The organism is Mycobacterium sp. Panama NTM2 (assembly GCF_054355555.1).
Window position 1 is genome coordinate 4636920 of record NZ_CM135953.1, and the last position, 24196, is coordinate 4661115.

The following is a 24196-nucleotide window of genomic DNA, read 5'->3' on the forward strand; positions in this document are numbered from 1 at the left end:
GCCAGGTGTCGCGATGGACAACGCCGCCACTCGTGTGGCTGAACTGTGTGCGCTGCCCCGCGAAGCTACTCCAGCACGTCTTCGATCGCGGCGATCACCTCGGGCGCATCGGGTACCGTGCGCGGCCGGAACCGGGCGACCACCTCGCCGCCGGGCGCGAGCAGGAACTTCTCGAAGTTCCACTGCACGTCACCGGCCTCGCCGCTGCCGTCCGCGGTCTGGGTCAGCGTCGCGTACAGCGGGTGCCGGTCGGGCCCGTTGACATCGGTCTTGGCCAGCAGCGGAAACGTCACCCCATAGGTGGTCGAGCAGAAGGTCTGGATCTCCTCGGCGGTGCCGGGTTCCTGCCCCATGAACTGGTTGCAGGGCACCCCGATCACCGTCAGCCCGCGATCCCGGTAGTCCTTCGCGAGCTGCTCCAAGGCGCTGTACTGCGGCGTGAGCCCGCATTTGGACGCCACATTCACCACGAGCGCCGCGCCGTCGGCCAACTCCCCCAGTGTGGTGGCCTGTCCGTCCAGGGTGGTCAGGGGCATGTCGGTGAGCGTCATGAGGCAGACGCTACGTCTGCGCCGGCCAGCCCCGCCACATCGAGCAGCCAGGCGTACTGGAACGCCGTCTCTTTCCAGCGTTCGTAGCGTCCGCTGATGCCGCCGTGGCCGGCGTTCATCTCGGTCTTCAAGAGCACTCGGACACCGTCGCGCTCGGGTTCGTGCTGAGCGTGCCGCAGCGCGGCCACCCATTTGGCGGGTTCGACGTAGTAGACGCGGGTGTCGTTGAGCGAGGTCATCGCCAGGATCGCGGGATAGCGCTTGGCCTCGACGTTCTCGTACGGCGAATACGACTTCATGTAGTGGTACACATCGGCGTCGTCGAGCGGGTTGCCCCACTCGTCCCACTCGGTGACCGTCAGCGGCAGTGACGGGTCGAGGATCGTGGTGAGGGGATCGACGAAGGGCACGGCGGCCAGGATGCCGGCGAACAGCTCGGGCGCCATGTTGGCGACCGCACCCATCAGCAGGCCCCCCGCGCTACCGCCGTAGGCCACCATCGTGTCGGCGGTCGTGACGCCGGTGTCGACGAGATGCCTTCCTGCGGCGATGAAGTCGGTGAACGTGTTGCGCTTCTCGAGCAGCTTGCCGTGCTCGTACCAGAGCCGGCCGAGCTCTCCGCCGCCGCGCACGTGCGCCACCGCGTACACCATGCCGCGATCGAGCAGGGAGAGCCGCGCGATCGAGAAGCGCGGGTCTTCGCAGGACTCGTAGGCGCCGTAGCCGTAGAGCAACAGCGGTGCAGGCGCGGTGACGCCGACCCGGTGGATGATCGACAACGGCACGCGCGCACCGTCTTCGGCGATCGCCCAGTCCCGGCGTTCGACGTAGTCCTCGGCCCGGTAGTCGCCGAGCACCGGCTGTTCGCGCAACAGCACGCGCTCGCCGGTGGCCAGGTCGAGGTCGTAGACCCGCACGGGTGTGACGAACGAGGTCGCGCCGATGCGCAGCCGCGGTGCGGCCCAGTTCGGGTTGGCGGACAACCCGACCGACATCAGCTCCGAGTCGAAGGTGACATCGCGGGCCTCGCCGTAACCGGTTCCACGCAGGGGCCACAGCTGAATTCGCGGCAACGCCTCGCTGCGGTAGCTCACGACGAGCAGCTCGGCGAACGCGTCGACAGCATCCAACCGCACGTCGTCGCGGTGCTCGATCAGGGTGCGGGTCGCCGATGGATCGGCCACCGGCGCTTCGACGAGCGTGAAGTTCTCGGCACCGTCGTTGTGCATGATGAGGAAGCGGTCCTCGTCGGCGACGACGGCGTGTTCGACGGAGTACTCCACTCCGTCGCGGCGCGGCCACACCACGGTGAATTGCGCGTCCGCATCGGCGGCGTCGGCGTAACGCATCTCCGAGGTGATCGCGCTGCCGGCCGCGATCAGCACGTACTTGTTGCTCCGCGTGCGCCCGCAGGCGACCCAGAATCTCTCGTCGGGCTCGTGGTAGACCTTCTTGGCCGGCAGGCCGGCGCCCAGCCGGTGCCGCCACACGGTGTCGGGTCGCCAGGCGTCGTCGACGGTGGTGTAGTAGATGGTCTTGTTGTCGGCGGCCCAGGTGGCGCCGGCGCCGATCCCGGCGATCTCGTCGTCATACCGTTCGCCGGTCCGTAAATCCTTGAACCGCAACGTGTACCGCTCGTCCCCGACGACGTCGACGGAGTAGGCGAGCACGGTGCCGTCCACGCTGACGCTGGCAGCGCCGAGGGAGAAGAAGTCGTGCCCCTCGGCTTCGACGTTCTCGTCGAGCAGGACCTGCTCACCGGGGATGTCGGTGTCTTCGGTCAGCTGCGGCGGTGTCCAGTCGTCAGGGTCGGCGACGGGGCACCGGCAATGCACGCCGTACTGCTTTCCGGCGAAGCTGCGTCCGTAGTACCACCAGTCCCCGCGCCGTGTCGGCACCGACAGATCGGTTTCTTTGGTACGGGCCTTGATCTCGTCGAAGATCGACTGCCGCAGCGGAGCGAGGTCGGCGGTGATGTGCTCGGTGAAGGCGTTCTCGGCCTCGAGGTGGTCGATCACCTCGGCGCTGTCCTTCTCCCGCAACCACTCATAGGGGTCGACGAACACGTCACCGTGGTGAGCACGCCGATGCTCGACACGTTTGGCCACCGGCGGCTTCACCGCTGTCCTCCGATCCACTCCGCGAACTTCAGACCCGAAATACGTTCGTAGGCTTCGATGTAGCGCGCACGCGTCGCCTCGACGATGTCGGCGGGCAACGGTGGCGGCGGTTGATCGCCGTGACGGTCCCAGCCCGAGTCGGGGCCGGTCAACCAGTTGCGGACGAACTGCTTGTCGAAGCTGTTCTGCACGGAGCCCTCGGTGTGGTCGTCGGCATTCCAGTACCGCGACGAGTCGGGGGTGAACACCTCGTCGGCGAGCGTCAGTTGCCCGTCGGCGTCGACACCGAATTCGAACTTGGTGTCGGCGACGATGATGCCCCGGCTCAGCGCGTGGTCGGCGCCGCGGCGGTAGGTCTGCAACGTCAGGTCGCGTAACTCCTCGGCTCGGGCGGAGCCGATCAGGCCGACGACGTCGTCGTAACTGATGTTGACGTCGTGATCCCCCAGCTCCGCCTTGGTCGCCGGGGTGAACAGCGGCTCGGCGAAGCGGCTCGCCTCCACCAGACCCTCGGGCAGCTCGATTCCGCAGACGCTGCCGCTGTTCTGGTAGTCGATCAGGCCCGAGCCGGTCAGGTATCCGCGAGCCACGGCTTCGACGGGCAGCATGTCGAGTCGGTGCACCACCAGCGCGCGGCCGAGCACCTCGTCGGGGATGCGGGGATCGTCGGGTGGGCCGGCGAGGTGGTTGGGCACCGGCAGGAGATCGAAGAAGAACACGCTCATCGCGGTGAGGATGCGGCCCTTGTCCGGAATCTCACTGTCGAGGATGTAGTCGTAGGCCGAGATCCGGTCGGTGGCGACGAAGAGCAGGTGTCCCTCATCCACCCGATAGAGCTCACGAACCTTGCCGCTGGCCAGGTGCTGGTAGTCGGACAGAGCGGGACGCATCGGGCCAGCCTATCGGTCCGTCAGGAGCGCCCCGTGTGCTGTGATCGATCGCATGAGATCGCGATGGGTTCCCTATGCCACGACGCCCGCGCGGCTGCTGCGTCAGCTGTTCAGCGACGTCGTCGTCATCGGCTGGACCGCCGTCTGGGTCATCATCGGTCTGGCGGTGCACGCGGCCGTCGCGGTGATCGCCGACTTCGGCTACCAGGTCGAGAGCGGCGCCAACGGTGTGGCCGGCAACCTCGACTCGGCCGGCAACAGCGCCGACAACGTGCCGCTGATCGGGGACGCGCTGGCCAAGCCGCTCAGCGCAGCCGGCGATGCGGCCCGCGAGATCGCCGGGGCCGGTCAGTCCCTGGGCGGGACGGCCAGCTGGTTGGCGTGGTTGTTGGCGCTGGCAGTGGCCGCGCCCCCGATCCTCGCGCTGATGATGCCGTGGCTGTTCCTGCGCGTGCGGTTCGCGCGGCGCAAATGGACGGCGGTGACGCTGGCGTCCACCCTCGCCGGAGAGGAGCTGTTGGCGCTGCGGGCGCTGGCCAACCGTCCGCTACCCAAGCTCGCCGCGGTCACCGCCGACCCCGTCGGGGCGTGGCGCAGCCAGGATCGGATGGCGATTCGCGGGCTGGCCGCTCTCGAGTTGCGGGCGACCGGGATCAGAGCGACGAATCTGCGCCGGCCGAGTTAGCGCAGGAAGCGCCGCAGCGTCGCCCCGAACGGGTGCCGCACGGTGAGAGACCCGAACCGCACCCGTCCGGTCACGACGACGTGCAACCGCTGCGACGGCGCACCGGTCCCCACCCGGACCGACGTCGAGCCGCCGACGGTGCTGACCCGGTTGCAGTCCGCGGTCGCGCCGTCGGGCAGCACCAGTTCGACGGAGCCGAAGTAGTCGTCGACCTCGACGTGCACCACCGGCCCCGGGAGCACCGCCGACGTGAAATCCAGGGTGGTCGAACACATCCTGGTGACCAGTCGCATGCGCGGGGGCACCGTCCACGGCCCCTTGCGGGTGATGCTGGACAGCCAGCTGCGTACCTCGTGGGCGGGCGGCGTCGCGGGCTCGCGGCCGAACGGCAGGTCAGCGATCACCACGTCGAGGTCGCGACGGGTGCGCGCCGCGAACACCGCATCGAGGCGCTCGCTGTACTCGTCGAGGCTCAGCATGCCGTGACCGACGGCCCGCTCGAGCAGTCCACGTACCGCGGCGCGGTCGGCATCGGAGACCCGGAGGTCGGGGTACTCGCTCATGACAGCTCCACCATCAGGTGCCGCAGTCCGGTGTGCCGGTTGCTTCTCGTCCATTCCACCGGCGCGGCCAGCCGCATCGCCGAGAACCGGCTGAGCAGTTCGGAGAAGATCACCCGCAATTCCAGCCGAGCCAGGTTGGCGCCCAGGCAGTAGTGCACACCGTGCCCGAAACCCAGATGCGGGTTGGGCTTTCGGGCGACGTCGAACCGGTCGGGATCGACGAACACCGCCGCGTCGCGGTTGGCCGAACCCTCCCACACCAGGACCTTCTGCCCGGCGTCGATGCGCCGGCCGGCCAGGGTGGTCGGCCGGGTGGCGGTGCGCCGCTTCGACGGGGACGGCGAGGTCCACCGGACCATCTCCTCGATCGCGGTCGGCAGAAGCGACGGCTCGGCCCGCAGCGCGGTGTGGGCGTCGGGATTGTCGATCAGAGCCAGCAGTCCGCCGGCGATGGCGTTGCGGGTGGTCTCCGCCCCTGCACTGAAGAGCAGGCTGAAGAACAGATAGCTCTCCAGCTCGGACAGCTCCGGATCGTCGGAGTTGACCACCACCGAGAGCATGTCGTCGCTCGGCGCGGCTTTCTTGGCGGCGATCAATTCCTGGCCGTAGGCGAACATCCGGGAGCCGGCCTCCTCGACGGAGAGCCGGGAGATGGTGGCCCGGCGGGCGTCGCCGAAATCGAAGCTCGGTTCGATGGCTTCGAACAGCCAATGCCGCTCGGACTCGGGCACTCCCAGCAGGATGCAGATCATCTGCATCGGGATCTCGGCGGCAATCTCGGTGACGACGTCCACCGGCTCGCCCGGCCGCACGGCATCGAGAAGGCGGCGGGCCCGCATCCGCAGGTCGTCTTCGACACGCGAGATCATCCGGGGCGTCAGACCGGAGCTGACGAGACGGCGCACCGCCGCGTGGCGCGGGTCGTCCATCATGTTGAGCAGCTGACCGGCGATCGGCAGATCCTGCAGCAGCGTGCCACCGAACGGGCGACCGCCGCCGGTCACCGAGGAGTAGGTGTCCGGATCACGAAGCACGGCAAGGGTTTCGGCGTGGGTCGCCACCGACCAGAAGCCCTCCCCGTCGGGCGTGTTCTCGGTCGGTTCGTGCCAGTACACCGGGGCGTGCTCACGGTGGCGCGCGAACAGGTGGTGGGGAAAGCCCGCGGCGAAGTTGTCGAGATCGGTGAAGTCGATCCCGGTCCACCCAGAAGTCGAAGCGTCCGCGGTCGCCGTCACAGAATCGCGCCCGAGGTGTAATCGGCCGCGCCCGGGTACCGCGCGACCAGATCGTCGACGGCCGCGATCACGCGGTCCACCTGGTCCGCGGCTGCACCGGTGAAGGCGGCCTTGTCGGCCAGCACGCCGTCGAGCGCCGCACGGTCCAGGGGAAGGCGCGGATCGGCGGCCAGCCGATCCAGCAGATCGGGTTCGGCGCCGCGCTCGCGCATCGCCAGCGCCACCGCGACCGCGTGCTCCTTGATCACCTCGTGCGCGGTCTCGCGGCCCACCCCGGCGCGGACCGCGGCGATCAGGATGCGCGTCGTCGCCAGGAACGGCAGATAGCGGTCGAGCTCCCGCTGGATCACCGCGGGGTAGGCACCGAACTCGTCGAGCACGGTCAGGAACGTCTCGGTCTGCCCGTCGATGGCGAAGAACGCATCCGGCAGTGCGACCCGACGCACCACCGAGCAGAACACGTCGCCCTCATTCCACTGCGCACCCGCCAATTCCGCTGCCATGGAGGCGTATCCGCGCAACACCACCTGCAACCCGTTGACCCGCTCGCAGCTGCGCGTGTTCATCTTGTGTGGCATCGCCGATGACCCCACCTGGCCGGGGGCGAACCCCTCGGTGACCAGTTCGTGGCCGGCCATCAACCGGATGGTGTGCGCGAACGACGACGGTCCCGCGCCGAGTTGGACGAGCGCGGACACCACGTCGTGGTCCAGCGATCGCGGATACACCTGCCCGACACTGGTCAAGATGTCGGTGAAGCCGAGGAACTGGGCGACGCGGGTCTCCAGGTCGGCCAGCCGCGCGGTGTCGCCGTCGAACAGGTCGAGCATGTCCTGGGCGGTGCCCATCGGCCCCTTGATGCCGCGCAACGGGTAGCGGGCGATGAGTTCCTCGATGCGGCGCAGCGCGACCAGGGTCTCCTCTGCCGCTGAGGCGAATCGCTTGCCCAGCGTGGTGGCCTGGGCCGCGACGTTGTGGCTGCGGCCCGCCATCACGAGGTCGCGATAGAGTGCGGCCCGCTCGGCCAACCGAGCGGCGACGGCGATGCCGCGCGCATGCACGAGTTGCAACGAGCGCCGGATCTGCATCTGCTCGACGTTCTCGGTGAGGTCGCGGCTGGTCATGCCCTTGTGCACGTGCTCGTGGCCGGCGAGGGCGTTGAACTCCTCGATCCGGGCCTTGACGTCGTGGCGCAGCACGCGTTCCCGCGCCGCGATGGAGTCGAGGTCGACGTTCTCGAGCACCTTCTCGTAATCGTCGACGACGCCGGCGGGTACCTCCACGCCGAGTTCGCTCTGCGCCCGCAGCACCGCCAGCCACAGCCGGCGTTCGGCCACGATCTTGGCTTCCGGCGACCAGATCGCCACCATCTCCTCGCTGGCGTAGCGATGGGCCAGGACATCGGGAATGGACGCGCGGTTGCTCACGGCCCAACAGCCTATCGGGCACAGTAGGGGCCATGTATTTCGTCGGTCTGGACCTGGCATGGGGCCAGCGCAAACCCACCGGTGTCGCCGTCGTCGACGACGGCGGCCGGCTGGTGGCGGCGTCGGCGGCCACCGATGACGCCAGCATCCGTTCGATGGTGGCGCCCTACGTCGACGGCGACTGTGTGGTGGGTATCGACGCACCGATCGTCGTGCGCAACCCGACTGGTCAGCGGCCGGCCGAGCGGGCGCTCAACGCCGATTTCGCGAAATTCCAGGCCGGCGCGCATCCGTCGAACACGGGCAAGCCGGAGTTCGCCGACGGCACCCGGGCCGGGCGGCTGGCCGACGCCCTCGGCCTGGACATCGATCCGCAGTCCGACGGGCCGCGCCGCGCGCTCGAGGTGTATCCCCATGCGGCCACGGTGGCGTTGTTCCGGCTGGGTCGCACGCTGAAGTACAAGGCCAAGCCGGGCCGCTCGGTGGCGCAGCTGCAAGCCGAACTGCTGCGGTTGATGGATCTGGTCGAAGGGCTTGCGACCGCGGAGCCCTCGCTGCGGGTGGCCGACTCACCCGACTGGGTGCGGCTGCGCGCGATGGCCGAAAGTGCCGAGCGGAAAAGCGAATTGCGCCGAGTGGAAGATCCGGTCGACGCGGTGGTCTGCGCCTTCGTGGCGATGTTCGCTGCCCGCCGACCGGACGCGGTGACCTGTTACGGCGACGCCGAGACCGGGTGCATCGTGACACCGACGTTGCCGTCGGACCTGGTGCCCGCCCCGCCGGAGCCGACACCTGGTGTGGTGCACGAGGCGATCGCGACCTACACCCGGCGGCGCACCGCGCTGATGGCGTCCACCGAGCGCTACCTGACGATGGTCACGGCGCTGCTGGACGACGCCGGGATCGATTATCTGAGCGTGACCGCCCGGACCAAGTCGGTGGCATCTTTTGCCGCCAAGGCCGACCGGCACGTCGACGGCCACCGGTTGTATGCCGATCCTCTCTCGGAGATCACCGATCAGATCGGCTTGCGGGTGATCACGTATCTGCGCGACGACGTCGCCGCGGTCGCCCGGCTGCTCGGGCAGGAGATGCAGCTGCTCGACGATCGGGACATGGGGGTGGAAACCGCGAGCGAGGGCCGCTGGGGCTACGCCAGCAGGCATCTCCTGCTGGCGGCCGAGGGCGAGCAACAGCCGGCGTCGGTGCAGGTGCGCACGATCCTGCAGCACGCGTGGGCGGAGTTCGAGCACGACGTCCGCTACAAGGGTTCGATCCCCGAGGAGGACGCCCCCGATTTGGACCGGCGGTTCACCCTCGCCGCGGGTCTGCTCGAGCTCGCGGACCGGGAGTTCTCCGCGATCCGGGAGCGGTTGCGCTCGACCACCCCGGCCGAACGGCCGCGCGCCGCCGGTGAGGCGGGTATTCCGACGCCGGTCTTGGCCACCTACCTGGCCAACCGGTTCCCCGACGCAGGGTGGTCGCGCACCGACCACTACGGGTGGATGGCCGGTCTGCTGCTCGATCTCGACATCGACTCGATCGACGAGGTGGACTCGGTGTTGGCCGGCGTCGACACCGATGCGGTGAACGCCGCCATGGACTACCGCTTCCCGCCGGGGGCAGTGCGACGCCTCGACGATGCGCTGTTGAAGCTCTACGGCCGCCGCTACATCGATCTTCCCGGCAATGCACACCGAATCCGGCTGCTGGAGAACAGGTCCGAACGGCTCAGCTGACTCACACGGCGAGCATGCCGCGTAGCCAGTCGTGGAAGGCGCCGATGTGGTGCTCGCTGGGAACGAGCACACCGCCATTGCGGTAGACCCGCGAACTCATTGCGGGCTGGCACCTTTCGGCAGCCTCGAAGTCTTGGCTGTTCACCCGGTGGAAAAGTTCCACCGAGTGGCTGACGTCGCGGCCGGACTCGACCACCTCCGGTACGTAAAGCCAGTCACACTCCACCACGGTGTGGTCGGCGGCGAGCGGGAACATCCGGTGCACGATCACGTGGTCGGGCACCAGGTTGACGAACACCTGCGGGCGCACCGTGATCGCGTAGTAGCGGCGGTCCTGTTCGGCGGTGACGCCCGGGAGGTGATCGAGACCCTCGGAGCCGTCGATCGTGAAACCTCGTACGCTATGGCCGAATTCGGCACCGTGCCCCACGTAGTACTGCGCTGCGTACCCGTCGGCGAACTCGGGCAGCACCTCGGTCAACTCCGGATGGATGGTGGCGCAGTGGTAGCACTCCATGAAGTTCTCGACGATGAGCTTCCAGTTCGCCTTGACGTCGTAGACGATGCGGCGGCCCACGCTGAGCTCTTCGATGCCGTAGCGCTCGATCGACTCGAGATCACCCAGCCGATCGACGATCTCCTGCATGACCGTGCCCTCGAACGACGGCGGCTCGTCGGCCAGGCACACCCACACGTATCCCAGCCACTCTCGCACCGCGACCGTGCGCAGCCCGTACTCGACCCTGTCGATGTCCGGCATCTTCGTCAGGTTCGGAGCGGCGATGAGCTTGCCGTCGAGATCGTAGGTCCATGCGTGATAAGGACATTGGAACGCGCGGCGCACTTCACCGCTGCCCTCGGTGCACAGCTGCGCCCCGCGGTGGCGACAGATGTTGAAGAACGCGTTGACCGCGCCGGTGCGCGACCTGGTCACGAGGACGCTCTCGCCGCCCACCTGCACGGTCTTGAAGGTACCCGGCTTGTCGAGATCGGCGGAGCGCACCGCGCAGAACCACATCGTCTCGAAGATTTTCTGCTGCTCGAGGGCGAACACCTCGGGGTCTGTGTAGTAGTGGCCCGCCAGCGTGGAGATGAGACTCTCGGGCAGATGAGGGGCCGCTTCGAACGTGGTCATGAGACTCCTGGGAAAGGGCTGGGGTGGGGAAGAGAGTCAGACGGCAACCGGAGCTGCCGCGAGCTGGCGGCGCCACCGGGTGAACAGCTTGGGCTGGTCGACGCCGAGAACGGCGACGAGCCGACCGTCACGTCGGTAGGTGGCGAGGAAGCTGCCGCTCTCGCAGCTGCCTTCCTCGATCGTGATCTCGTCGTCGGGAAGCGCGTTGCCGGCGAACTGGATCCGCGAGCCGTACTGGTCGGACCAGAAGTACGGCGCCTTCGGCGCAGGACCGCAATACAGCCCACCCGAGAGGAGGGTGGCGACGGCGATCGCGGGCCGTTCGACGGCGCCGGTCCAGTGCTCCACGCGGCGCGTGACGCCGGTCGACGCGTCGTGCCAGGCCGCGCAGTCACCCACTGCGACCACAGTGGGAATGTTCGTCTGGCCGCTCGGACCGCAGATGACTCCGTTGCCGAGTTCCAGGCCGCTGCCCTGCAACCACTCGATGTTCGGCACTCCGCCGATGCCGACGACCACGACGTCGGCGGGCAAGTGGCGGCCGTCGGTCAGATCGACCCCGGTGACCCGGTCGGTCGAACCGCACGCCACGCCCGCCACCCCGACTCCACAGATCAGCGTCGTGCCGTGCGACGTGTGGGCCTGTGCGACGACTGCGCCCAGTCGCGCGCCGAGCTGCACCTGAAGCGGTGTCGGTGCAGCCTCGACGATCGTCACGTGCATACCGAGGGCACGCGCAGTGGAGGCGACCTCGGCGCCGATGAAGCCTGCGCCGATCACGACCATCTGTCCGCCCGGGCACAGCTCTGCGCGCAGCGCGATCGCGTCGTCGATGGTGCGGATGACGTGGACTCCCGCCATCGTCTCGCAGCCGGGCCAGTGCCTGGCCCGAGATCCGGTGGCGATCACGAAGCCGTCAGCGTGCACGCGCCGACCGTCGGCGAGTTCTACGGTGTTGGAAGTGGTGTCGAGTGCGGTGGCCGCCGAGCCGAGCAGCCATTCTGCTGCGAGGTCATCGGAGTCCTCGAGGCACAGATCGTGCTCGGTCATGACGCCGGCGAGGAAGGCCTTGGACAGCGGGGGGCGGTCATAGGGCCGCCGGCTCTCGTCGCCGATGACGGTGATGCGACCCGAAAAACCCTGTGCGCGAAGCGCCCTGACGGCCGACAAGCCGGCGAGCGATGCCCCGATGACGGCGATGTGTTCCATGGCTACCTCTGGGCGAGACGCGCGCGGGTGCCGGGAGGGAGGTTGGGTGTGTCGGTGCTCAGATCGACGCGGATCATGCCGTCGTCGACGACGACGGTGTGGGTACGGACGGGCAATTTGGCAGGAGGTGCGTCGACAGCGCCGGTGCGCAGGTCGAAGCGTGAGGCGTGCAGCGGGCATTCGACTTCGCAGCCTTCGAGCCAGCCATCGGCCAGCGACGCGTCCTGGTGTGAGCACGTGTCGTCGATGGCGAACACCTCGCCACCGTCGGTGTGGAAGACGGCGATCGGCGGATCGACGGCGACGCGGATCGATTCACCCGGGGGCAGGTCGGCAAGCGGGCAGACGTCGATCATGTGTTGCCTTCCTGTTACCAACAGATGACGCGCATTAAGGAACGCAATTCGTAATACGCAACAGTGTGTGAGCCGTCACAAACGTTGTCAACCGGAGGAGCGGCGTGGCTCGCTGTGACTTTCCTGACTCTTCGCGGGGTGCCGAAAGCACTGGTCACTGCATGATTTGCTCGGCGAGACCCTCCGTGCCGAGAAGGAGGTCCGTTCCAGTGCTGTCAGCCCTGGTGACCCATGCGTTCGGAGACGGCGTCCGCCGCAGCGACGACAGCGGGGACGATCTCGCGGGCGCGGTCGGCATCGAGGCGGTAGACGGGTCCCGACACACTCAGCGCCGCGATGACGATGCCGGCGTGATCCCTGATCGGCGCCGCCACCGCGGTCAGTCCGGGCTCCATCTCCTCGGTGGAGATCACGTGACCGTCGGCGGCGATCGCCATCAGTTGACGGTCGAGTTCGTCCACCGAGGTGATCGTGCGGTCGGTGTAGCGGGTCAGCCCCGCCTCCGCGAGCACGTCGCGGCGCGCGTCCGGGGACATGTAGGCCAACAGGATTTTGCCGCTGGAGGTCGCGTGGAGCGGGGTCAGCTCACCGACCCAGTTGTGGCTTCCGACCGATCGCGGACCACGGGCCTGATCGACGTTGACCACGTAGTGCGACCGAAGCACCGCGATGTTGACCGTCTCACCCAGCTCGGCTGCGAGACGCTCGCAGATCTCTCGGCCTTGCTGCGTGACGTCGAGTTGCCCGGACACTGCGTTGGACAGGCGCAGCAGGCCGAACCCGAGGCGGTACTTGCCGCGCTCGTAGGCTTGCTCGACGAGCTCATGGTCTTCCAGTGCAGACAACAGCCGCGACACCGTGGACTTGTGCACGCCGATCTCACTGGCGAGTTCGGTCACGCCGACCTCGCCGAGGCGGGCCAGGATCTCGAGAACGGATACCGCCCGATCGACTGACTGCACACCCCCGCCCGAGTCGGAGCTCCCGTTGCTCACCGCAGCGACCTTACCGCGATGGCTTTGCCAAAGACCGCCACCCCTGAGCGCACGCATTCTGATGAAGATGGGGCGAAATCCATCAGAAAGCGTGCGTTCAGCGCGTCTGCGCGTAGCTGTTGACCGTCGATCAACGGCACCTTAGCCTTGGTATATCAGTTGTTGATCAACACGAACAAGGAGCGGCCACGCACATGGGATCCCCTCGCGTCGTGATCATCGGTGCCGGCATCGTCGGCACCAACCTCGCCGACGAGCTGACCGCTCGCGGCTGGGACCGGGTCACGGTCCTCGACCAGGGGCCGCTGCCGCTGACGGGCGGGTCCTCCTCGCACGCACCGGGTCTGGTGTTCCAGACCAACGCCTCGAAGACGATGACGACGTTCGCGTCCTACACCGTGGAGAAATTCCTGACGCTCGACGTCGACGGCGCGTGGTGTTTCAACCAGGTCGGCGGCCTCGAGGTCGCGACGACTGAGGAGCGGCTCGCCGAGCTGCACCGCCGGCACGGCTTCGCCACCTCATGGGGAGTGGCCGCGCGGGTCATCGATCCGCAGGAGTGCGTCAAGCTCCACCCGCTCCTCGACCCCCGCCGCATCCTCGGCGGGCTGCATGTGGAGACCGATGGACTGGCCAAGGCGTCGCGGGTCGTCGTCGCGCTGAGCCGGCGCGCGCAGAGTCGCGGCGCCGAGTTCCGAGGATCCACGCGGGTGGTCGGGATCGAACACAGCGGAGGAAAGGTCACCGGCGTCGCGACGACGGCCGGGACAGTGCCCGCCGACATCGTGGTGTCCTGCGCCGGATTCTGGGGTGCTGAGCTGGGCGCGCTCGTCGGCATGGCCGTGCCGCTGCTCCCCCTGGCACACCAGTACGTCAAGACCCATCGGATTCCCGAGCTGGCGGGACGTAACACCGAGGCGTCGGAGGCCGGGTATCCGATCCTGCGTCACCAGGACCAGGACCTGTACTTCCGTGAACACGTCGACCGCCTCGGCATCGGATCGTATGCCCACCGACCCATGCCGGTCGATCTGCGCGAGCTGCCCGGCCGCGAGATCACCTCGGAGACAATGCCTTCCATGCTCGAGTTCACCGACGAGGACTTCGCGCCCGCCTGGGAGCAGAGCAAGCTGCTGCTGCCCTGCCTTCAGACGGCAACCGTCGAGTCGGGCTTCAACGGCATCTTCTCGTTCACCCCCGACGGCGCACCGCTGATCGGCGAGTCGCCCGACGTCGCGGGCTTCTGGATCGCCGAGGCGGTCTGGGTGACGCACTCTGCCGGTGTCGCGCGCGCGGTGGCCCAGCTACTCGTCGACGGCCGGTCCGACGTCGCGCTGAACGGCTGCGACGTGCACCGCTTCGAAGATGTCCAGCTCGATCCCGATTACGTCAGCGAGACCTCGCAGCAGAACTTCGTCGAGGTCTACGACATCCTGCATCCGTTGCAGCCCAGGGAATCTCCGCGCGGACTGCGCGTCAGCCCGTTCCACGCACGACAGCAGGACCTGGGTGCGGTGTTCCTCGAGGCCGGCGGCTGGGAGCGGCCGCACTGGTTCGAGACCAACGCCGACCTCGTGGCGACGCTGCCCGCGGAATGGCAACCGCCGCAGCGGGATTCTTGGGCGGCGATGTTCCACTCGCCGATTGCCGCCGCGGAGGCGTGGCGCACCAGGACCGCGGTCGCGCTCTACGACATGACCCCGTTGAAGCGGCTGGAGGTCACCGGACCCGGCGCCCTGGCGCTGCTGGAGCGGCTCACCACCGGGAAGATGGACAAGTCCGTCGGCTCGGTGACCTACACGCTCATGCTCGACGGGGCGGGCGGTGTGCGCAGCGACGTCACGGTCGCCCGGCTCTCACCCGACACCTTTCAGGTCGGCGTCAACGGCAACCTCGACCTCGACTACGTCCGTCGGCAGGCCGACGACAGCGTGGTCGTGCGGGACATCACCGGCGGTACCTGTTGCATCGGCGTCTGGGGGCCGAGGGCACGCGACCTGGTGTCGGCGCTGAGCCGCGACGACTTCTCCAACGAGGGCTTCAAGTACTTCCGGTGCAAGCAGGTGCGCATCGCCGGGGTACCGGTGACCGCGATGCGCCTCTCCTACGTCGGCGAACTCGGCTGGGAGCTCTACACCACCGCCGAGCACGGCCTGCGGCTGTGGGATGCGTTGTGGGCCAAGGGCCGGCGCCACGGCGTGATCGCGGCGGGCCGCGCCGCGTTCAACAGCCTGCGGATGGAGAAGGGGTACCGATCCTGGGGCAACGACATGACCACCGAGCACAACCCGTACGAGGCGGGCCTCGGTTTCGCCGTGCGCCCGCAGAAGGACGGTTATGTCGGCCACGACGCTCTTGCCGGCGTCTCCGACGACACGGTCGAACGTCGACTGGTCTGCCTGACCGTCGATGACGGCCGCTCCGTCGTCCTCGGTTCGGAACCGGTGCTGCTTGACGGCGAGCCGGCCGGCTATGTAACCAGTGCGGCGTTCGGCCACACAGTCGGCGTTCCGATCGCCTACGCATGGCTGCCCGCGTCGGTGGCCGTCGGCACTGCGGTGGAGATCGCGTACTTCGACCGGCGGGTGGCGGCCACCGTCGCGGCCGAACCGCTCGTCGATCCCGAGATGATCAGAATCCGCTCGTGACAACCACATTCACGCCGAGGCCCTAGACGACCGGTACATCAAACGACGGAGCGCACTGCTTCTTCGAACCCGGTGACGTGGGCCAGCGCGATGGCGGCAGCCGCGTCCCCGTCGCCCTCGGCGATGGTCCGCAGCAGCGCGGTGTGTTCACCGACGTGGTGCGCGACCACCGTGAGCCGATCGAGGAACAGGCAGAAGATCCGGGTCGCCAGGTTGTCGTACCGGATCAGGACGTCTTCCAGATGCGGGTTGCCGGCGGCGCGGTAGATGGCGCGGTGCACCCGCAGATCCCAGCGCATGAGTTCGTGACGGTCGATGGTGTCGATTTCCAGAGCCTCGGTCTGGTCGGCCAGTTGCAGCAGGTGGGTGCGCATCGCCGCCGATGCGTTCTCCGTCGCGGTGCGGGCCGCCACCGGCTCGAGATTGACGCGAATCTGCGAGATATGGCGCAGGTCCGCGACATCGACACCCGTGGCGAACGTGCCGCGGCGCGGGAAGGAGATGACGAGACGGTCGGCTTCGAGGCGCTTGAGAGCTTCTCGCACCGGCGTGCGGCCCAACCCCAGGCCTGCGGCCAGGTCGCTTTCCACGATCGCCTCGTTGGGCCGGATGTCCAGCATGATCAGCTTGTCCTGAATGATCAGATAGGCCTGATCGGCCAGCGACATCGTGGCGAGGTCGATCTCACCGAGCGATTCCACACCGACAACCGTCACCGACACGTCCTTCCTCAGGAGTGCCGATGATATATCAGTGTGTCGACACCTCTACAGCAACGCGCGGATGGCCTGTTCGAAGCCCTTGACGTGCGACAGCGTCAGACTCGACGCGGTTTCACCGTCTCCGGAGACGATCGCGTCCAGCAGCGCGATGTGTTCGCGGACGTGGGTGATGACGTCGGGGAGCCGGTCGAGGAACAGGCACCAGATCCGGGTGGCGTGGGCGTCGAGGCTCACCAGAATCCCCTCCAGGTGCGGGTTTTGCGACGCGCGGTAGATCTCGCGGTGCACTCGGACGTCGTGCCGCAACACCTCCCGCGGATGATCGGAGTCCGCGATCCGCGCGATGCCCTCGGCGAGATCGGCGAGCCGGCGTCGGGACTCGACGGTTGCCACCCGGGCTGCGCGCGCGGCGGCCATGGGTTCCAACTGACGCCGGATCTCGGAGATGTCGGCCAGGTCGGTCATGTCGACTGCGGTCGCGAACGTTCCTCGGCGCGGGTAGGCGATCACCAGCCGCTCCCGTTCGAGTCGTTTAAGCGCCTCGCGCACGGGCGTGCGACCGACACCGAGTTCGGCGCCCAGGCGGTCGTCGTTGATCGGCTCGCCGGGCTTGATGTCGAGCATCACCAGACGTTCCCGCACCGCCTCGTACGCCCGATCGGCCGTGTTCTCAGCACCGGCATCGGCGTCGGGAACGGTCAAGTCCGTGAGGGTCATCGCCGCTCCTTCATTCACCGTTCGCACTGTTGACGTGATCGCGAACTGATCCTACTGTAGGCGACGGTTGATATATTAGTCACGTATCAAGCGATCCCGAAGGGCGATCAATGACTGTCGACACCGCCGACGCCGACCTTCTAGCATTGCGCACCCGGGTCGACATACTCGCCCGCCGCTACCCGCTCTACCCCGAACCGACGGAGACTGTGCTGTGACAACGCACGCCGCCCCGCCGGGAGCGCACCTGCCCGATCACCCCGAATTCCTCTGGCGCACACCCGAACCGAAGAAGACCTATGACGTCGTCATCGTCGGCGGCGGCGGGCACGGCCTGGCGACCGCGCACTATCTGGCCAAGAACCACGGCATCACCAACGTCGCGGTGCTCGAACGCGGCTGGCTGGCCGGCGGCAACATGGCGCGCAACACTACGCTGATCCGCTCCAACTACCTGTGGGACGAGAGTGCCCGCATCTACGAGCACGCGCTCAAACTGTGGGAGACGCTCGAAGACGACCTGGATTACCCGATCCTGTTCAGTCAGCGCGGTGTGCTCAACCTCGCCCACAGCCTGCAGGATGTCCGCGACAGCGTGCGCCGCGTCGAGGCCAACAAGCTCAACGGTATCGACGCCCAGTGGGTGGACCCCGACGAGGTCAAGAAGTTGTGCCCGATCGTGAACATCTCCCACGAGATTCGCTATCCGGTGCTCGGGGCGACGTACCAACCTCGGGCCGGGATCGCCAAACACGATTACGTCGCTTGGGGTTTCGCGCGGCGCGCCGATCAGGCCGGGATCGACATCATCCAGAACTGCGAGGTCATCGGCTTCGAGACCGACGGCGACCGGGTGACCGCCGTGCGCACCACGCAGGGCACCATCGGAGCGGGCCGTGTCGCGCTGTGCGCGGCCGGGCACACCTCGACGCTGACCGACATGCTCGGCATCCGCACGCCGCTGCAGAGCCATCCCCTGCAGGCCCTGGTCTCCGAGCTGCTGGAGCCGGTACACCCGACGATCGTGATGTCGAACGCGGTGCACGTCTACGTCTCCCAGGCCCACAAGGGTGAACTCGTGATGGGCGCCGGCATCGACTCCTACAACGGGTACGGCCAGCGCGGCGCCTTCCACGTCATCGAGCGTCAGATGGCCGCGGCCGTCGAACTGTTCCCCGTGTTCGCGCGGGCCCACCTGTTGCGCACCTGGGCAGGCATCGTCGACGTCTGCCCGGACGCCTCCCCCATCGTCGGGCGCACGCCGTTCGAGAATCTTTATCTCAACGCCGGCTGGGGCACAGGGGGTTTCAAGGCGACGCCCGGAATCGGGTGGTGTCTGGCCGACACGCTGGCCACCGGCGAACAGCACGACTTCATCGCACCGTTCAGCCTGGACCGGTTCGTCACCGGCGCGCTGGTCGACGAACACGGCGCCGCGGGCGTCGCACACTGAGCTAAGGAGCATTCACCGTGCAGCTCATCGAATGCCCGTGGTGCGGGCCCCGCGAGGAGACCGAGTTCCACTACGGCGGGCAGGCGCACATCGCCTACCCCGAGGATCCCCACGCACTCACCGACGAACAGTGGGCGCACTTCGTGTTCTTCCGCGACAACCCCAAGGGCCTGTTCGCCGAGAGATGGTCCCACAGCCACGGATGCCGGCGCTGGTTCAACGCCGTTCGCGACACCGCCACCTACCGATTCCAGCGGACCTACCGGCTGGACGAGACGAAGCCGACGATTCTATGAATGCAGCGTTCCGCACCGAAACGGGTGGCCGCGTCGACCGCGACACCGCTTTGACGTTCACGTTTAACGACCGGGAGTACACCGGACACCGCGGTGACACGCTTGCCTCGGCGCTGCTCGCCCATGGTGTGCACCAGGTGGCCACGAGCATCAAACTGGGCCGCCCGCGCGGCTTCACCGCCGCCTGGGCGGAGGACACCGGCGGTCTCGTCCAGATCGAGCACCCCTTCCCCGAGCCGATGCTGCTCGCGACCACCGTCGAACTGTTCGATGGTCTTGTCGCTCGCGGACTTCCGGGGCAGGGCCGGCTCGCGGATGTCCCCGACACCGCCACCTACGACAGCACCCATGTCCACACCGATTTTCTCGTCGTCGGCGCCGGGCCGGCGGGCCTCGCGGCGGCACTGACCGCGGCCCGGGCCGGGGCGCGGGTCGTGCTCATCGACGAGCAGAGCGAGGCCGGTGGCGCGCTGCTCGGTTCGACCGATCAGGTCGCGGGCGAGCCCGCGCTGGACTGGGTCGCCAAGGCCGTGACCGAGCTCGCCGGCCATCCCGATGTGCTGCATCTGCAGCGCACCACTGCGTTCGGGCACTACGACGACGGCTTCGTGCTCGCGCTGCAGCGGCGCACCGATCACCTCGGTGCCGAGGCACCTGCCGGCGTCAGCAGGCAGCGGGTGTGGCGGATTCGCGCGCGCCATGTTCTGGTCGCCGCCGGAGCACACGAACGCCCGGTGGTGTTCGCCGACAACGACCGTCCGGGCATCATGCTCGCCGCGGCCGCACGGACGTTCCTGCACCGCTTCGGAGTGCGTGTCGGTGAGCGGGCAGTTGTCTTCACCACGAACGACAGCGCCTACCGGTCGGCGTTCGACCTGCACGATGCGGGCGTGGGAGTCGCCGCCGTCGTGGAGGCGCGCGGCGAGGTGAGTACGGCGCTGCGCGACCGCTGCGCGGAGCGGGGCATTGCGCTCCACACCGGCGCGGTCGTCACCGGCACGCGCGGCGCGGCCCGCGTGACCCACGCCGTCATCAAGCTGCCCGGCGGCGGAACCACCGTGATTCCCTGCGACGTGCTGCTCGTCAGCGGCGGGTGGAATCCCGCGGTGCACCTGTTCAGCCAGGCGCGGGGCACGCTGCGCTACGACGACACACTCGGCGCGTTCGTGCCGGGCGAGAGCCTGGACGGCATCAGCGTCGCCGGTGCGGCCGACGGAGTGTTCGACCTTCCCGGATGCCTGCGCAGCGGACGGGAGGCCGCCGCGGCGGCCGTCACCGCCCTAGGATTCACCCCGTCAGCGAATTCCTTTGGTGCCGAACACGACCCGACTGAGCAGCAGGCCTCCGGCGCTGTCCTGTGGTACGTGCCCGACTCGACGTCGGCGACGCGGCAGTTCGTCGACGTCCAGCGCGATGCCACGGTCGCCGATCTGGTCCGTGCGGTCGGTGCGGGGATGCGCTGTATGGAGCACATCAAGCGCTACACGACCATCGGCACCGCACACGATCAGGGCAAGACCTCGGGTGTGGTGGCCTCTGGCATCGTGTCCGCACTGCTCGGCACTCCGGTCGAGACGCTCGGCGTCACGACGTTCCGGCCGCCGTACACGCCGGTCGCCTTCGCGGCGCTGGCCGGCCGGGACCGCGGCCCCCTCTACGACCCGGAGCGGGTGACCGCGGTACACGATTGGCACGTCGAGGCCGAGGCAGTGTTCGAAGACGTCGGCATGTGGAAGCGGCCGCGGTACTACCCGCAGCCCGGCGAGAGCATGGAGGCCGCGGTCCTACGCGAATGTGCCGCTGTACGAACAGGAGTCGGGATTCTCGACGGCTCGACGCTGGGCAAGATCGACGTGCAGGGCCCCGACGCCGGTGAGTTCCTGGACCTGCTCTACACGAACATGATGAGCACGCTGAAGGTCGGCACGGTCCGCTACGGCGTGATGTGCGGCGTCGACGGCATGGTCATCGACGACGGCACGGTGATGCGCCTGGCCGAGGACCGGTACATGGCTTTCACCACCACCGGCGGCGCGGCACGCATCCTCGACTGGATGGAGGAGTGGCTGCAGACCGAATGGCCGCACCTGCGGGTCCGGCTGACATCGGTCACCGAACAGTGGCACACCTTCCCCGTCGTGGGCCCGAAGTCCCGCGACGTGGTCGGTGCGGTGTTCGGCGACCTCGATGTCAGCAACGACGCTTTTCCGTTCATGGCGTGGCGGGACACTTCGATCGACGGTGTGCACGTGCGCGTGGCCCGGGTCAGCTTCTCCGGTGAGCTCGCCTACGAGGTCAACGTCATGGGCTGGTACGCAACGGCGTTGTGGGAGCGCCTGATCGAGGCAGGCGGCCAATACGGAATTACGCCCTACGGCACCGAGACGATGCACGTGCTTCGGGCCGAGAAGGGCTATCCGATCATCGGGCAGGACACCGACGGCACGATCACCCCGCAGGATCTCGGCATGGGGTGGGCGGTGTCGAAGAAGAAGCCGGACTTCATCGGCAAGCGATCGTTCACCCGCCGAGAGAACCTCAGCCCGCTCCGTAAGCAGTTCGTCGGGCTGCTGCCCACCGATGCGGACACGGTGCTGCCCGAGGGCGCGCAGATCATCGAGTTCGCCGAGGACGGCGTGCTGCCCGCGCCGCCGGTGCCGATGCTCGGGCATGTGACGTCGAGCTATCGCAGTGCCGAGCTCGGGCGCCCGTTCGCACTGGCTCTTATCAAGGGTGGCCGAGACCGCATCGGCCACACCCTGCACGTCCCGGTCGACGGCACCCTGGTGCCTGTCGATGTCACCGGTGCTGTGCTCGTCGATCCCGAAGGAGCTCGCCGCGATGGCTGACACCCTGACTCGCCGCAGTCCATTGCACTCCCACCAGTCGCGGCTTGCCGCGTTGCCGGCCTCGGCGTCCGCGACCGAGGAACCGTTCTTCGCGATGGTGGACCTGTGGGTCGTTCCGGCCGGTACCGGTGCCGCTGCCGCGGCGGATGTCCTCGGTGTCGAAGCGTTGCCGACGGCGCCGTCGACCGTCGTCGACGGGCCTGATGCGTCGGTGATCTGGCTCGGCCCGCAGGAGTGGCTCGCCGTGTCGTCCACCCGTGACGGCGAGCAGATGGAGGCTGCTCTGCGCGACGCGACAGCCGCGCATGGCGTTGCGGGAGTCGATGTTTCGGCTCAGCGCACGTCGATGCGCCTGCGCGGCGCCCACGCCCGGGCGGTTCTCGCGAAGGGCTGCTCACTGGATCTGCACCCCCGGGTGTTCGGGCCCGGCGATGCCGCGCAGACGATGCTCGGCCACGCCGGCGTGGTGCTCATGCCGATGAGCGACGACGGTACCGACTACCGCGTCATCGTGCGGTCCTCGTTCGCCCGGTACCTCGCCGACTGGCTCATCGACGCAGCCGAGGAGTTCTCGATCGACTGGTGACCCCGTACCCGCCCAGACCGACGATCGAGCGGGAGAGAATCCGTGGAACACGCCACTTCGTCGATCACGCGTCGCGCGGTAGCCGTCTTCTCGGCGGCATACCGGAACGGGTGGAGAACGCAGCGGAGATCGCCATGGAGCACAGCCTGGGCCTCACCTGTGATCCCATCGGAGGCCTCGTGCGGTGACGGGTCCCACCACGTGACGCTCGATCAGGTGATCGAGACGATGCGCACCACCGGAGCCGACATGCTCGCCAAATACAAGGAGACGTCCACCGGCGGCCTCGCCGTGAACGTCGGGGTCAACTACATCGAGTGCTGAGGTGAGGCCGTGATTCTGGACTGGTATGACCGCCGCATTCTGGCGTTCGTCGTGAGTCAGCCGTCGGATCGTCCCCTGCCCGAGCAGGAATGCCGGAGCTGGTTCGGCATCAGCCCCGGCGCCGTCATGCGACGCTTCGGTGCCGTCGTCGACGTGTATTCGTCGGCACATCCGCCGCTGACACGAGACGATCAGGATCTGCTCGACCGGGCCGCTGCGCGCCGGACGTCGCTCGCCGGAGTCTGACTCAGTCGTCCGGCCCGGCGCCCAGGTGCGTCGGATCGGTGATGTGGGCGTCGCGGATACCGAGCTGGCGGTTGATCAGCTGGGTGATGAAGAACAGCACCACCCCGAGCGCGACCAGCGCGCCGGCCACGAGGTACTGCTGAGCGGGGCGACCGGACAGCGGCGTCACCAGATACAGCGAGACGAGGAAGCCGATGACCGGCAGGATCGTCGGGGTCGTGAAGTGCCCGCCCGTCTCGCGCACGTCGCGGCGGAGCACCAGCACCGCCACGTTGACCACCGCGAACACCGCGAGCAGCAGGAGGCTGGTGGTGCCGCCGAGCACGGAGATCGCGTTGCTGCTGGCGAAGGCGCTGACGTAGGTGATCAGACCGAACGCGATCAGCGTGGTGAAGACGATGGCCACCCACGGTGAGCGGCGCGTGGGATGCACGGTCCCGAGCACCTGCGGCAGCACGTGCTGACGGGCCATGCCGTAGATCAGCCGGCTCGCCATCAGCATGTTGATCAGCGCGGTGTTCGAGACCGCGAACATCGTGATGAACGGCAGGATCGAGTCGATCGGCAACGCGGGCGCGCCCGCCTTGACGACCTCGACCAGCGGGGTGTCACTGGCCTCCAGCTTGCCGATCGGCACCAGCGCCACCGCGACGATCGAGACGAGGATGTAGACGACCCCGGCGATCGAGAGCCCGGACAGCAGGATCTTCGGGAATGTCTTGACCGGGTCCTTGGTCTCCTCGGCCATGTTGACCGAGTCCTCGAAGCCGACCATCGCGAAGAAGGCCAGTGAGGTCGCCGCGGTGATCGCCAGGAAGGTGTTCTTCTCCTCGCCCGTCTCGAATGCGACGACGCGGGAGAAGTCGATGTCCCCGCCACGCGTGAAGGCCCACATTCCGACGAAGATCACCAGGACCAGGCCGGTGATCTCGACGATCGTCAGGACGACGTTGAGCTTGACGCTCTCGCCCACCCCCCGATAGTTGATGGCGGCCAGCGCCGCCATGAACCCCAGCGCCAGCAGGGCCACCGCGAGCTTGGACGCGTCGACGTCGATCCCGGTGAAGAAGTTCGCCGCGAACGCTCTGGAAGCCGTTGAGGCCGAGGTGATTCCGGAACACATGACCACGAAGGCGACCAGGAACGTGACGAAGTGGATGCCGAATGCCTTGTGCGCATAGAGCGCAGCACCTGCGGCCTGCGGGTACTTGGTCACCAACTCCAGATAGCTGAACGCGGTGATCGTCGCGACGCCGAAGGCGACGAGGAACGGAACCCATGCTGCGCCACCGACTTCGGCGGCAACGTCGCCGACGAGCGCATACACGCCGGTGCCCAGGATGTCCCCGACCACGAACAGCAGAAGCAGGCCCGGTCCCATCACCCGCTTCAACTCGGGCTGCTTGGTCTGCTGACCGGTCGCCGACTCCGCCATGCGCCTCCCCCTACC

Annotated in this window: 21 protein-coding genes and 1 pseudogene; 9 read left to right on the forward strand and 13 right to left on the reverse strand. The window is 67.9% G+C overall.

Features of this window, described 5'->3' with window-relative positions; genetic code table 11:
- Positions 1-65: 65 nt before the first annotated feature.
- From ACXYX3_RS22240 to ACXYX3_RS22250, 3 genes are read right to left on the reverse strand one after another with little or no spacing between them, the layout of a single operon-like run.
- Positions 66-551, reverse strand: a complete 486-nt coding sequence (locus ACXYX3_RS22240; protein WP_458609043.1) for a glutathione peroxidase — start codon at positions 549-551, stop codon at positions 66-68.
- Positions 548-2671: a S9 family peptidase gene (locus ACXYX3_RS22245; protein WP_458612183.1), complete on the reverse strand. Its 2124-nt coding sequence runs from the start codon at positions 2669-2671 to the stop codon at positions 548-550. Before ACXYX3_RS22245 ends, ACXYX3_RS22240 begins: the two co-directional genes overlap by 4 nt.
- On the reverse strand, positions 2668-3561 hold the full coding sequence (locus ACXYX3_RS22250; protein WP_458609044.1) for a phosphoribosylaminoimidazolesuccinocarboxamide synthase: 894 nt from the start codon (positions 3559-3561) through the stop codon (positions 2668-2670). The genes ACXYX3_RS22245 and ACXYX3_RS22250 overlap by 4 nt, the downstream gene beginning before the upstream one ends.
- A gap of 52 nt (positions 3562-3613) precedes the next feature.
- Here ACXYX3_RS22250 and ACXYX3_RS22255 point away from each other — a divergent pair, with 52 nt between their 5' ends.
- Entirely contained in the window at positions 3614-4246 is a 633-nt protein-coding gene (locus ACXYX3_RS22255) for a hypothetical protein (RefSeq protein ID WP_458609045.1), read from the forward strand.
- On the opposite strand, the gene ACXYX3_RS22260 is transcribed toward ACXYX3_RS22255, so the two are convergent.
- Genes ACXYX3_RS22260 through purB form a run of 3 tightly spaced genes read right to left on the reverse strand, consistent with a single transcriptional unit; the run spans position 4243 to position 7414 of the window.
- Positions 4243-4809 (reverse strand): DUF1707 SHOCT-like domain-containing protein, encoded by a 567-nt coding sequence (locus tag ACXYX3_RS22260; RefSeq protein WP_458609046.1) that lies wholly within the window; start codon positions 4807-4809, stop codon positions 4243-4245. The two genes, ACXYX3_RS22255 and ACXYX3_RS22260, sit on opposite strands and share 4 nt — an antisense overlap.
- Complete coding sequence (locus ACXYX3_RS22265) at positions 4806-6044, reverse strand: cytochrome P450 (RefSeq protein ID WP_241203481.1); 1239 nt, start codon at positions 6042-6044, stop codon at positions 4806-4808. Before ACXYX3_RS22265 ends, ACXYX3_RS22260 begins: the two co-directional genes overlap by 4 nt.
- Complete coding sequence (purB, locus tag ACXYX3_RS22270; RefSeq protein WP_458612184.1) at positions 6041-7414, reverse strand: adenylosuccinate lyase; 1374 nt, start codon at positions 7412-7414, stop codon at positions 6041-6043. Before purB ends, ACXYX3_RS22265 begins: the two co-directional genes overlap by 4 nt.
- An 89-nt stretch (positions 7415-7503) precedes the next feature.
- Here purB and relZ point away from each other — a divergent pair, with 89 nt between their 5' ends.
- On the forward strand, positions 7504-9210 hold the full coding sequence (relZ, locus tag ACXYX3_RS22275) for a bifunctional ribonuclease/(p)ppGpp synthase (protein WP_458609047.1): 1707 nt from the start codon (positions 7504-7506) through the stop codon (positions 9208-9210).
- A 1-nt stretch (position 9211) separates the two neighbouring features.
- On the opposite strand, the gene ACXYX3_RS22280 is transcribed toward relZ, so the two are convergent.
- From ACXYX3_RS22280 to ACXYX3_RS22295, 4 genes are all read right to left on the reverse strand, one after another.
- On the reverse strand, positions 9212-10345 hold the full coding sequence (locus tag ACXYX3_RS22280; RefSeq protein ID WP_458609048.1) for an aromatic ring-hydroxylating oxygenase subunit alpha: 1134 nt from the start codon (positions 10343-10345) through the stop codon (positions 9212-9214).
- Between the two features lie 36 nt (positions 10346-10381).
- Positions 10382-11554, reverse strand: a complete 1173-nt coding sequence (locus ACXYX3_RS22285) for an NAD(P)/FAD-dependent oxidoreductase (protein ID WP_458609049.1) — start codon at positions 11552-11554, stop codon at positions 10382-10384.
- 2 nt (positions 11555-11556) lie between these two features.
- Positions 11557-11910, reverse strand: a complete 354-nt coding sequence (locus ACXYX3_RS22290) for a bifunctional 3-phenylpropionate/cinnamic acid dioxygenase ferredoxin subunit (protein WP_458609050.1) — start codon at positions 11908-11910, stop codon at positions 11557-11559.
- A 215-nt stretch (positions 11911-12125) separates the two neighbouring features.
- The gene (locus ACXYX3_RS22295; protein WP_458609051.1) at positions 12126-12905 is read right to left on the reverse strand and encodes an IclR family transcriptional regulator; all 780 of its coding nucleotides are present in this window, start codon (positions 12903-12905) and stop codon (positions 12126-12128) included.
- A 194-nt stretch (positions 12906-13099) separates the two neighbouring features.
- Between ACXYX3_RS22295 and ACXYX3_RS22300 the strand changes: the two genes are divergently transcribed.
- Positions 13100-15553 (forward strand): GcvT family protein, encoded by a 2454-nt coding sequence (locus ACXYX3_RS22300; protein WP_458609052.1) that lies wholly within the window; start codon positions 13100-13102, stop codon positions 15551-15553.
- A 38-nt stretch (positions 15554-15591) separates the two neighbouring features.
- Here the strand turns inward: ACXYX3_RS22300 and ACXYX3_RS22305 are convergent, their stop codons facing one another.
- Together ACXYX3_RS22305 and ACXYX3_RS22310 are read right to left on the reverse strand one after the other, a co-directional pair.
- Positions 15592-16221 (reverse strand): GntR family transcriptional regulator, encoded by a 630-nt coding sequence (locus ACXYX3_RS22305; RefSeq protein ID WP_458612185.1) that lies wholly within the window; start codon positions 16219-16221, stop codon positions 15592-15594.
- A 99-nt stretch (positions 16222-16320) separates the two neighbouring features.
- Positions 16321-16992, reverse strand: a complete 672-nt coding sequence (locus ACXYX3_RS22310; RefSeq protein WP_458609053.1) for a GntR family transcriptional regulator — start codon at positions 16990-16992, stop codon at positions 16321-16323.
- A gap of 214 nt (positions 16993-17206) precedes the next feature.
- Here ACXYX3_RS22310 and ACXYX3_RS22315 point away from each other — a divergent pair, with 214 nt between their 5' ends.
- The 6 genes and pseudogenes from ACXYX3_RS22315 to ACXYX3_RS22340 all read left to right on the forward strand — a co-directional run bounded on the left by ACXYX3_RS22315 (position 17207) and on the right by ACXYX3_RS22340 (position 22746).
- Entirely contained in the window at positions 17207-18445 is a 1239-nt protein-coding gene (locus ACXYX3_RS22315; RefSeq protein WP_458609054.1) for a sarcosine oxidase subunit beta family protein, read from the forward strand.
- 17 nt (positions 18446-18462) lie between these two features.
- The gene (locus ACXYX3_RS22320) at positions 18463-18741 is read left to right on the forward strand and encodes a sarcosine oxidase subunit delta (RefSeq protein WP_458609055.1); all 279 of its coding nucleotides are present in this window, start codon (positions 18463-18465) and stop codon (positions 18739-18741) included.
- Positions 18738-21590: a 2Fe-2S iron-sulfur cluster-binding protein gene (locus ACXYX3_RS22325; RefSeq protein WP_458609056.1), complete on the forward strand. Its 2853-nt coding sequence runs from the start codon at positions 18738-18740 to the stop codon at positions 21588-21590. The genes ACXYX3_RS22320 and ACXYX3_RS22325 overlap by 4 nt, the downstream gene beginning before the upstream one ends.
- Positions 21583-22176, forward strand: a complete 594-nt coding sequence (locus ACXYX3_RS22330) for a sarcosine oxidase subunit gamma (protein WP_458609057.1) — start codon at positions 21583-21585, stop codon at positions 22174-22176. Before ACXYX3_RS22325 ends, ACXYX3_RS22330 begins: the two co-directional genes overlap by 8 nt.
- Before the next feature lie 80 nt (positions 22177-22256).
- Positions 22257-22500, forward strand: a pseudogene (locus ACXYX3_RS22335) (L-serine ammonia-lyase, iron-sulfur-dependent, subunit alpha); the annotation flags it as partial.
- Positions 22501-22509: 9 nt separating this feature from the next.
- On the forward strand, positions 22510-22746 hold the full coding sequence (locus tag ACXYX3_RS22340) for a hypothetical protein (protein ID WP_241203502.1): 237 nt from the start codon (positions 22510-22512) through the stop codon (positions 22744-22746).
- A gap of 1 nt (position 22747) precedes the next feature.
- Here ACXYX3_RS22340 and ACXYX3_RS22345 read toward each other — a convergent pair whose 3' ends face one another.
- A complete protein-coding gene (locus tag ACXYX3_RS22345) occupies positions 22748-24181 on the reverse strand; it encodes an APC family permease (RefSeq protein WP_458609058.1) in 1434 nt (477 codons plus the stop codon).
- Positions 24182-24196: the final 15 nt, after the last annotated feature.

What these genes read in the sequence shown, in the direction of transcription:
- ACXYX3_RS22330 (WP_458609057.1), top strand. Translation starts at nt 21,583, where the DNA reads ATGGCTGACACCCTGACTCGCCGCAGTCCATTGCACTCCCACCAGTCG.
- ACXYX3_RS22280 (WP_458609048.1), bottom strand. Translation starts at nt 10,345, where the DNA reads ATGACCACGTTCGAAGCGGCCCCTCATCTGCCCGAGAGTCTCATCTCC.
- purB (WP_458612184.1), bottom strand. Translation starts at nt 7,414, where the DNA reads ATGGTGGCGATCTGGTCGCCGGAAGCCAAGATCGTGGCCGAACGCCGG.
- ACXYX3_RS22345 (WP_458609058.1), bottom strand. Translation starts at nt 24,181, where the DNA reads ATGGCGGAGTCGGCGACCGGTCAGCAGACCAAGCAGCCCGAGTTGAAG.
- ACXYX3_RS22290 (WP_458609050.1), bottom strand. Translation starts at nt 11,910, where the DNA reads ATGATCGACGTCTGCCCGCTTGCCGACCTGCCCCCGGGTGAATCGATC.
- ACXYX3_RS22300 (WP_458609052.1), top strand. Translation starts at nt 13,100, where the DNA reads ATGGGATCCCCTCGCGTCGTGATCATCGGTGCCGGCATCGTCGGCACC.
- ACXYX3_RS22240 (WP_458609043.1), bottom strand. Translation starts at nt 551, where the DNA reads ATGACGCTCACCGACATGCCCCTGACCACCCTGGACGGACAGGCCACC.
- ACXYX3_RS22305 (WP_458612185.1), bottom strand. Translation starts at nt 16,221, where the DNA reads ATGTCGCTGGCCGATCAGGCCTATCTGATCATTCAGGACAAGCTGATC.
- ACXYX3_RS22285 (WP_458609049.1), bottom strand. Translation starts at nt 11,554, where the DNA reads ATGGAACACATCGCCGTCATCGGGGCATCGCTCGCCGGCTTGTCGGCC.
- ACXYX3_RS22310 (WP_458609053.1), bottom strand. Translation starts at nt 16,992, where the DNA reads ATGACCCTCACGGACTTGACCGTTCCCGACGCCGATGCCGGTGCTGAG.
- ACXYX3_RS22260 (WP_458609046.1), bottom strand. Translation starts at nt 4,809, where the DNA reads ATGAGCGAGTACCCCGACCTCCGGGTCTCCGATGCCGACCGCGCCGCG.
- ACXYX3_RS22255 (WP_458609045.1), top strand. Translation starts at nt 3,614, where the DNA reads ATGAGATCGCGATGGGTTCCCTATGCCACGACGCCCGCGCGGCTGCTG.
- ACXYX3_RS22250 (WP_458609044.1), bottom strand. Translation starts at nt 3,561, where the DNA reads ATGCGTCCCGCTCTGTCCGACTACCAGCACCTGGCCAGCGGCAAGGTT.
- ACXYX3_RS22325 (WP_458609056.1), top strand. Translation starts at nt 18,738, where the DNA reads ATGAATGCAGCGTTCCGCACCGAAACGGGTGGCCGCGTCGACCGCGAC.
- relZ (WP_458609047.1), top strand. Translation starts at nt 7,504, where the DNA reads ATGTATTTCGTCGGTCTGGACCTGGCATGGGGCCAGCGCAAACCCACC.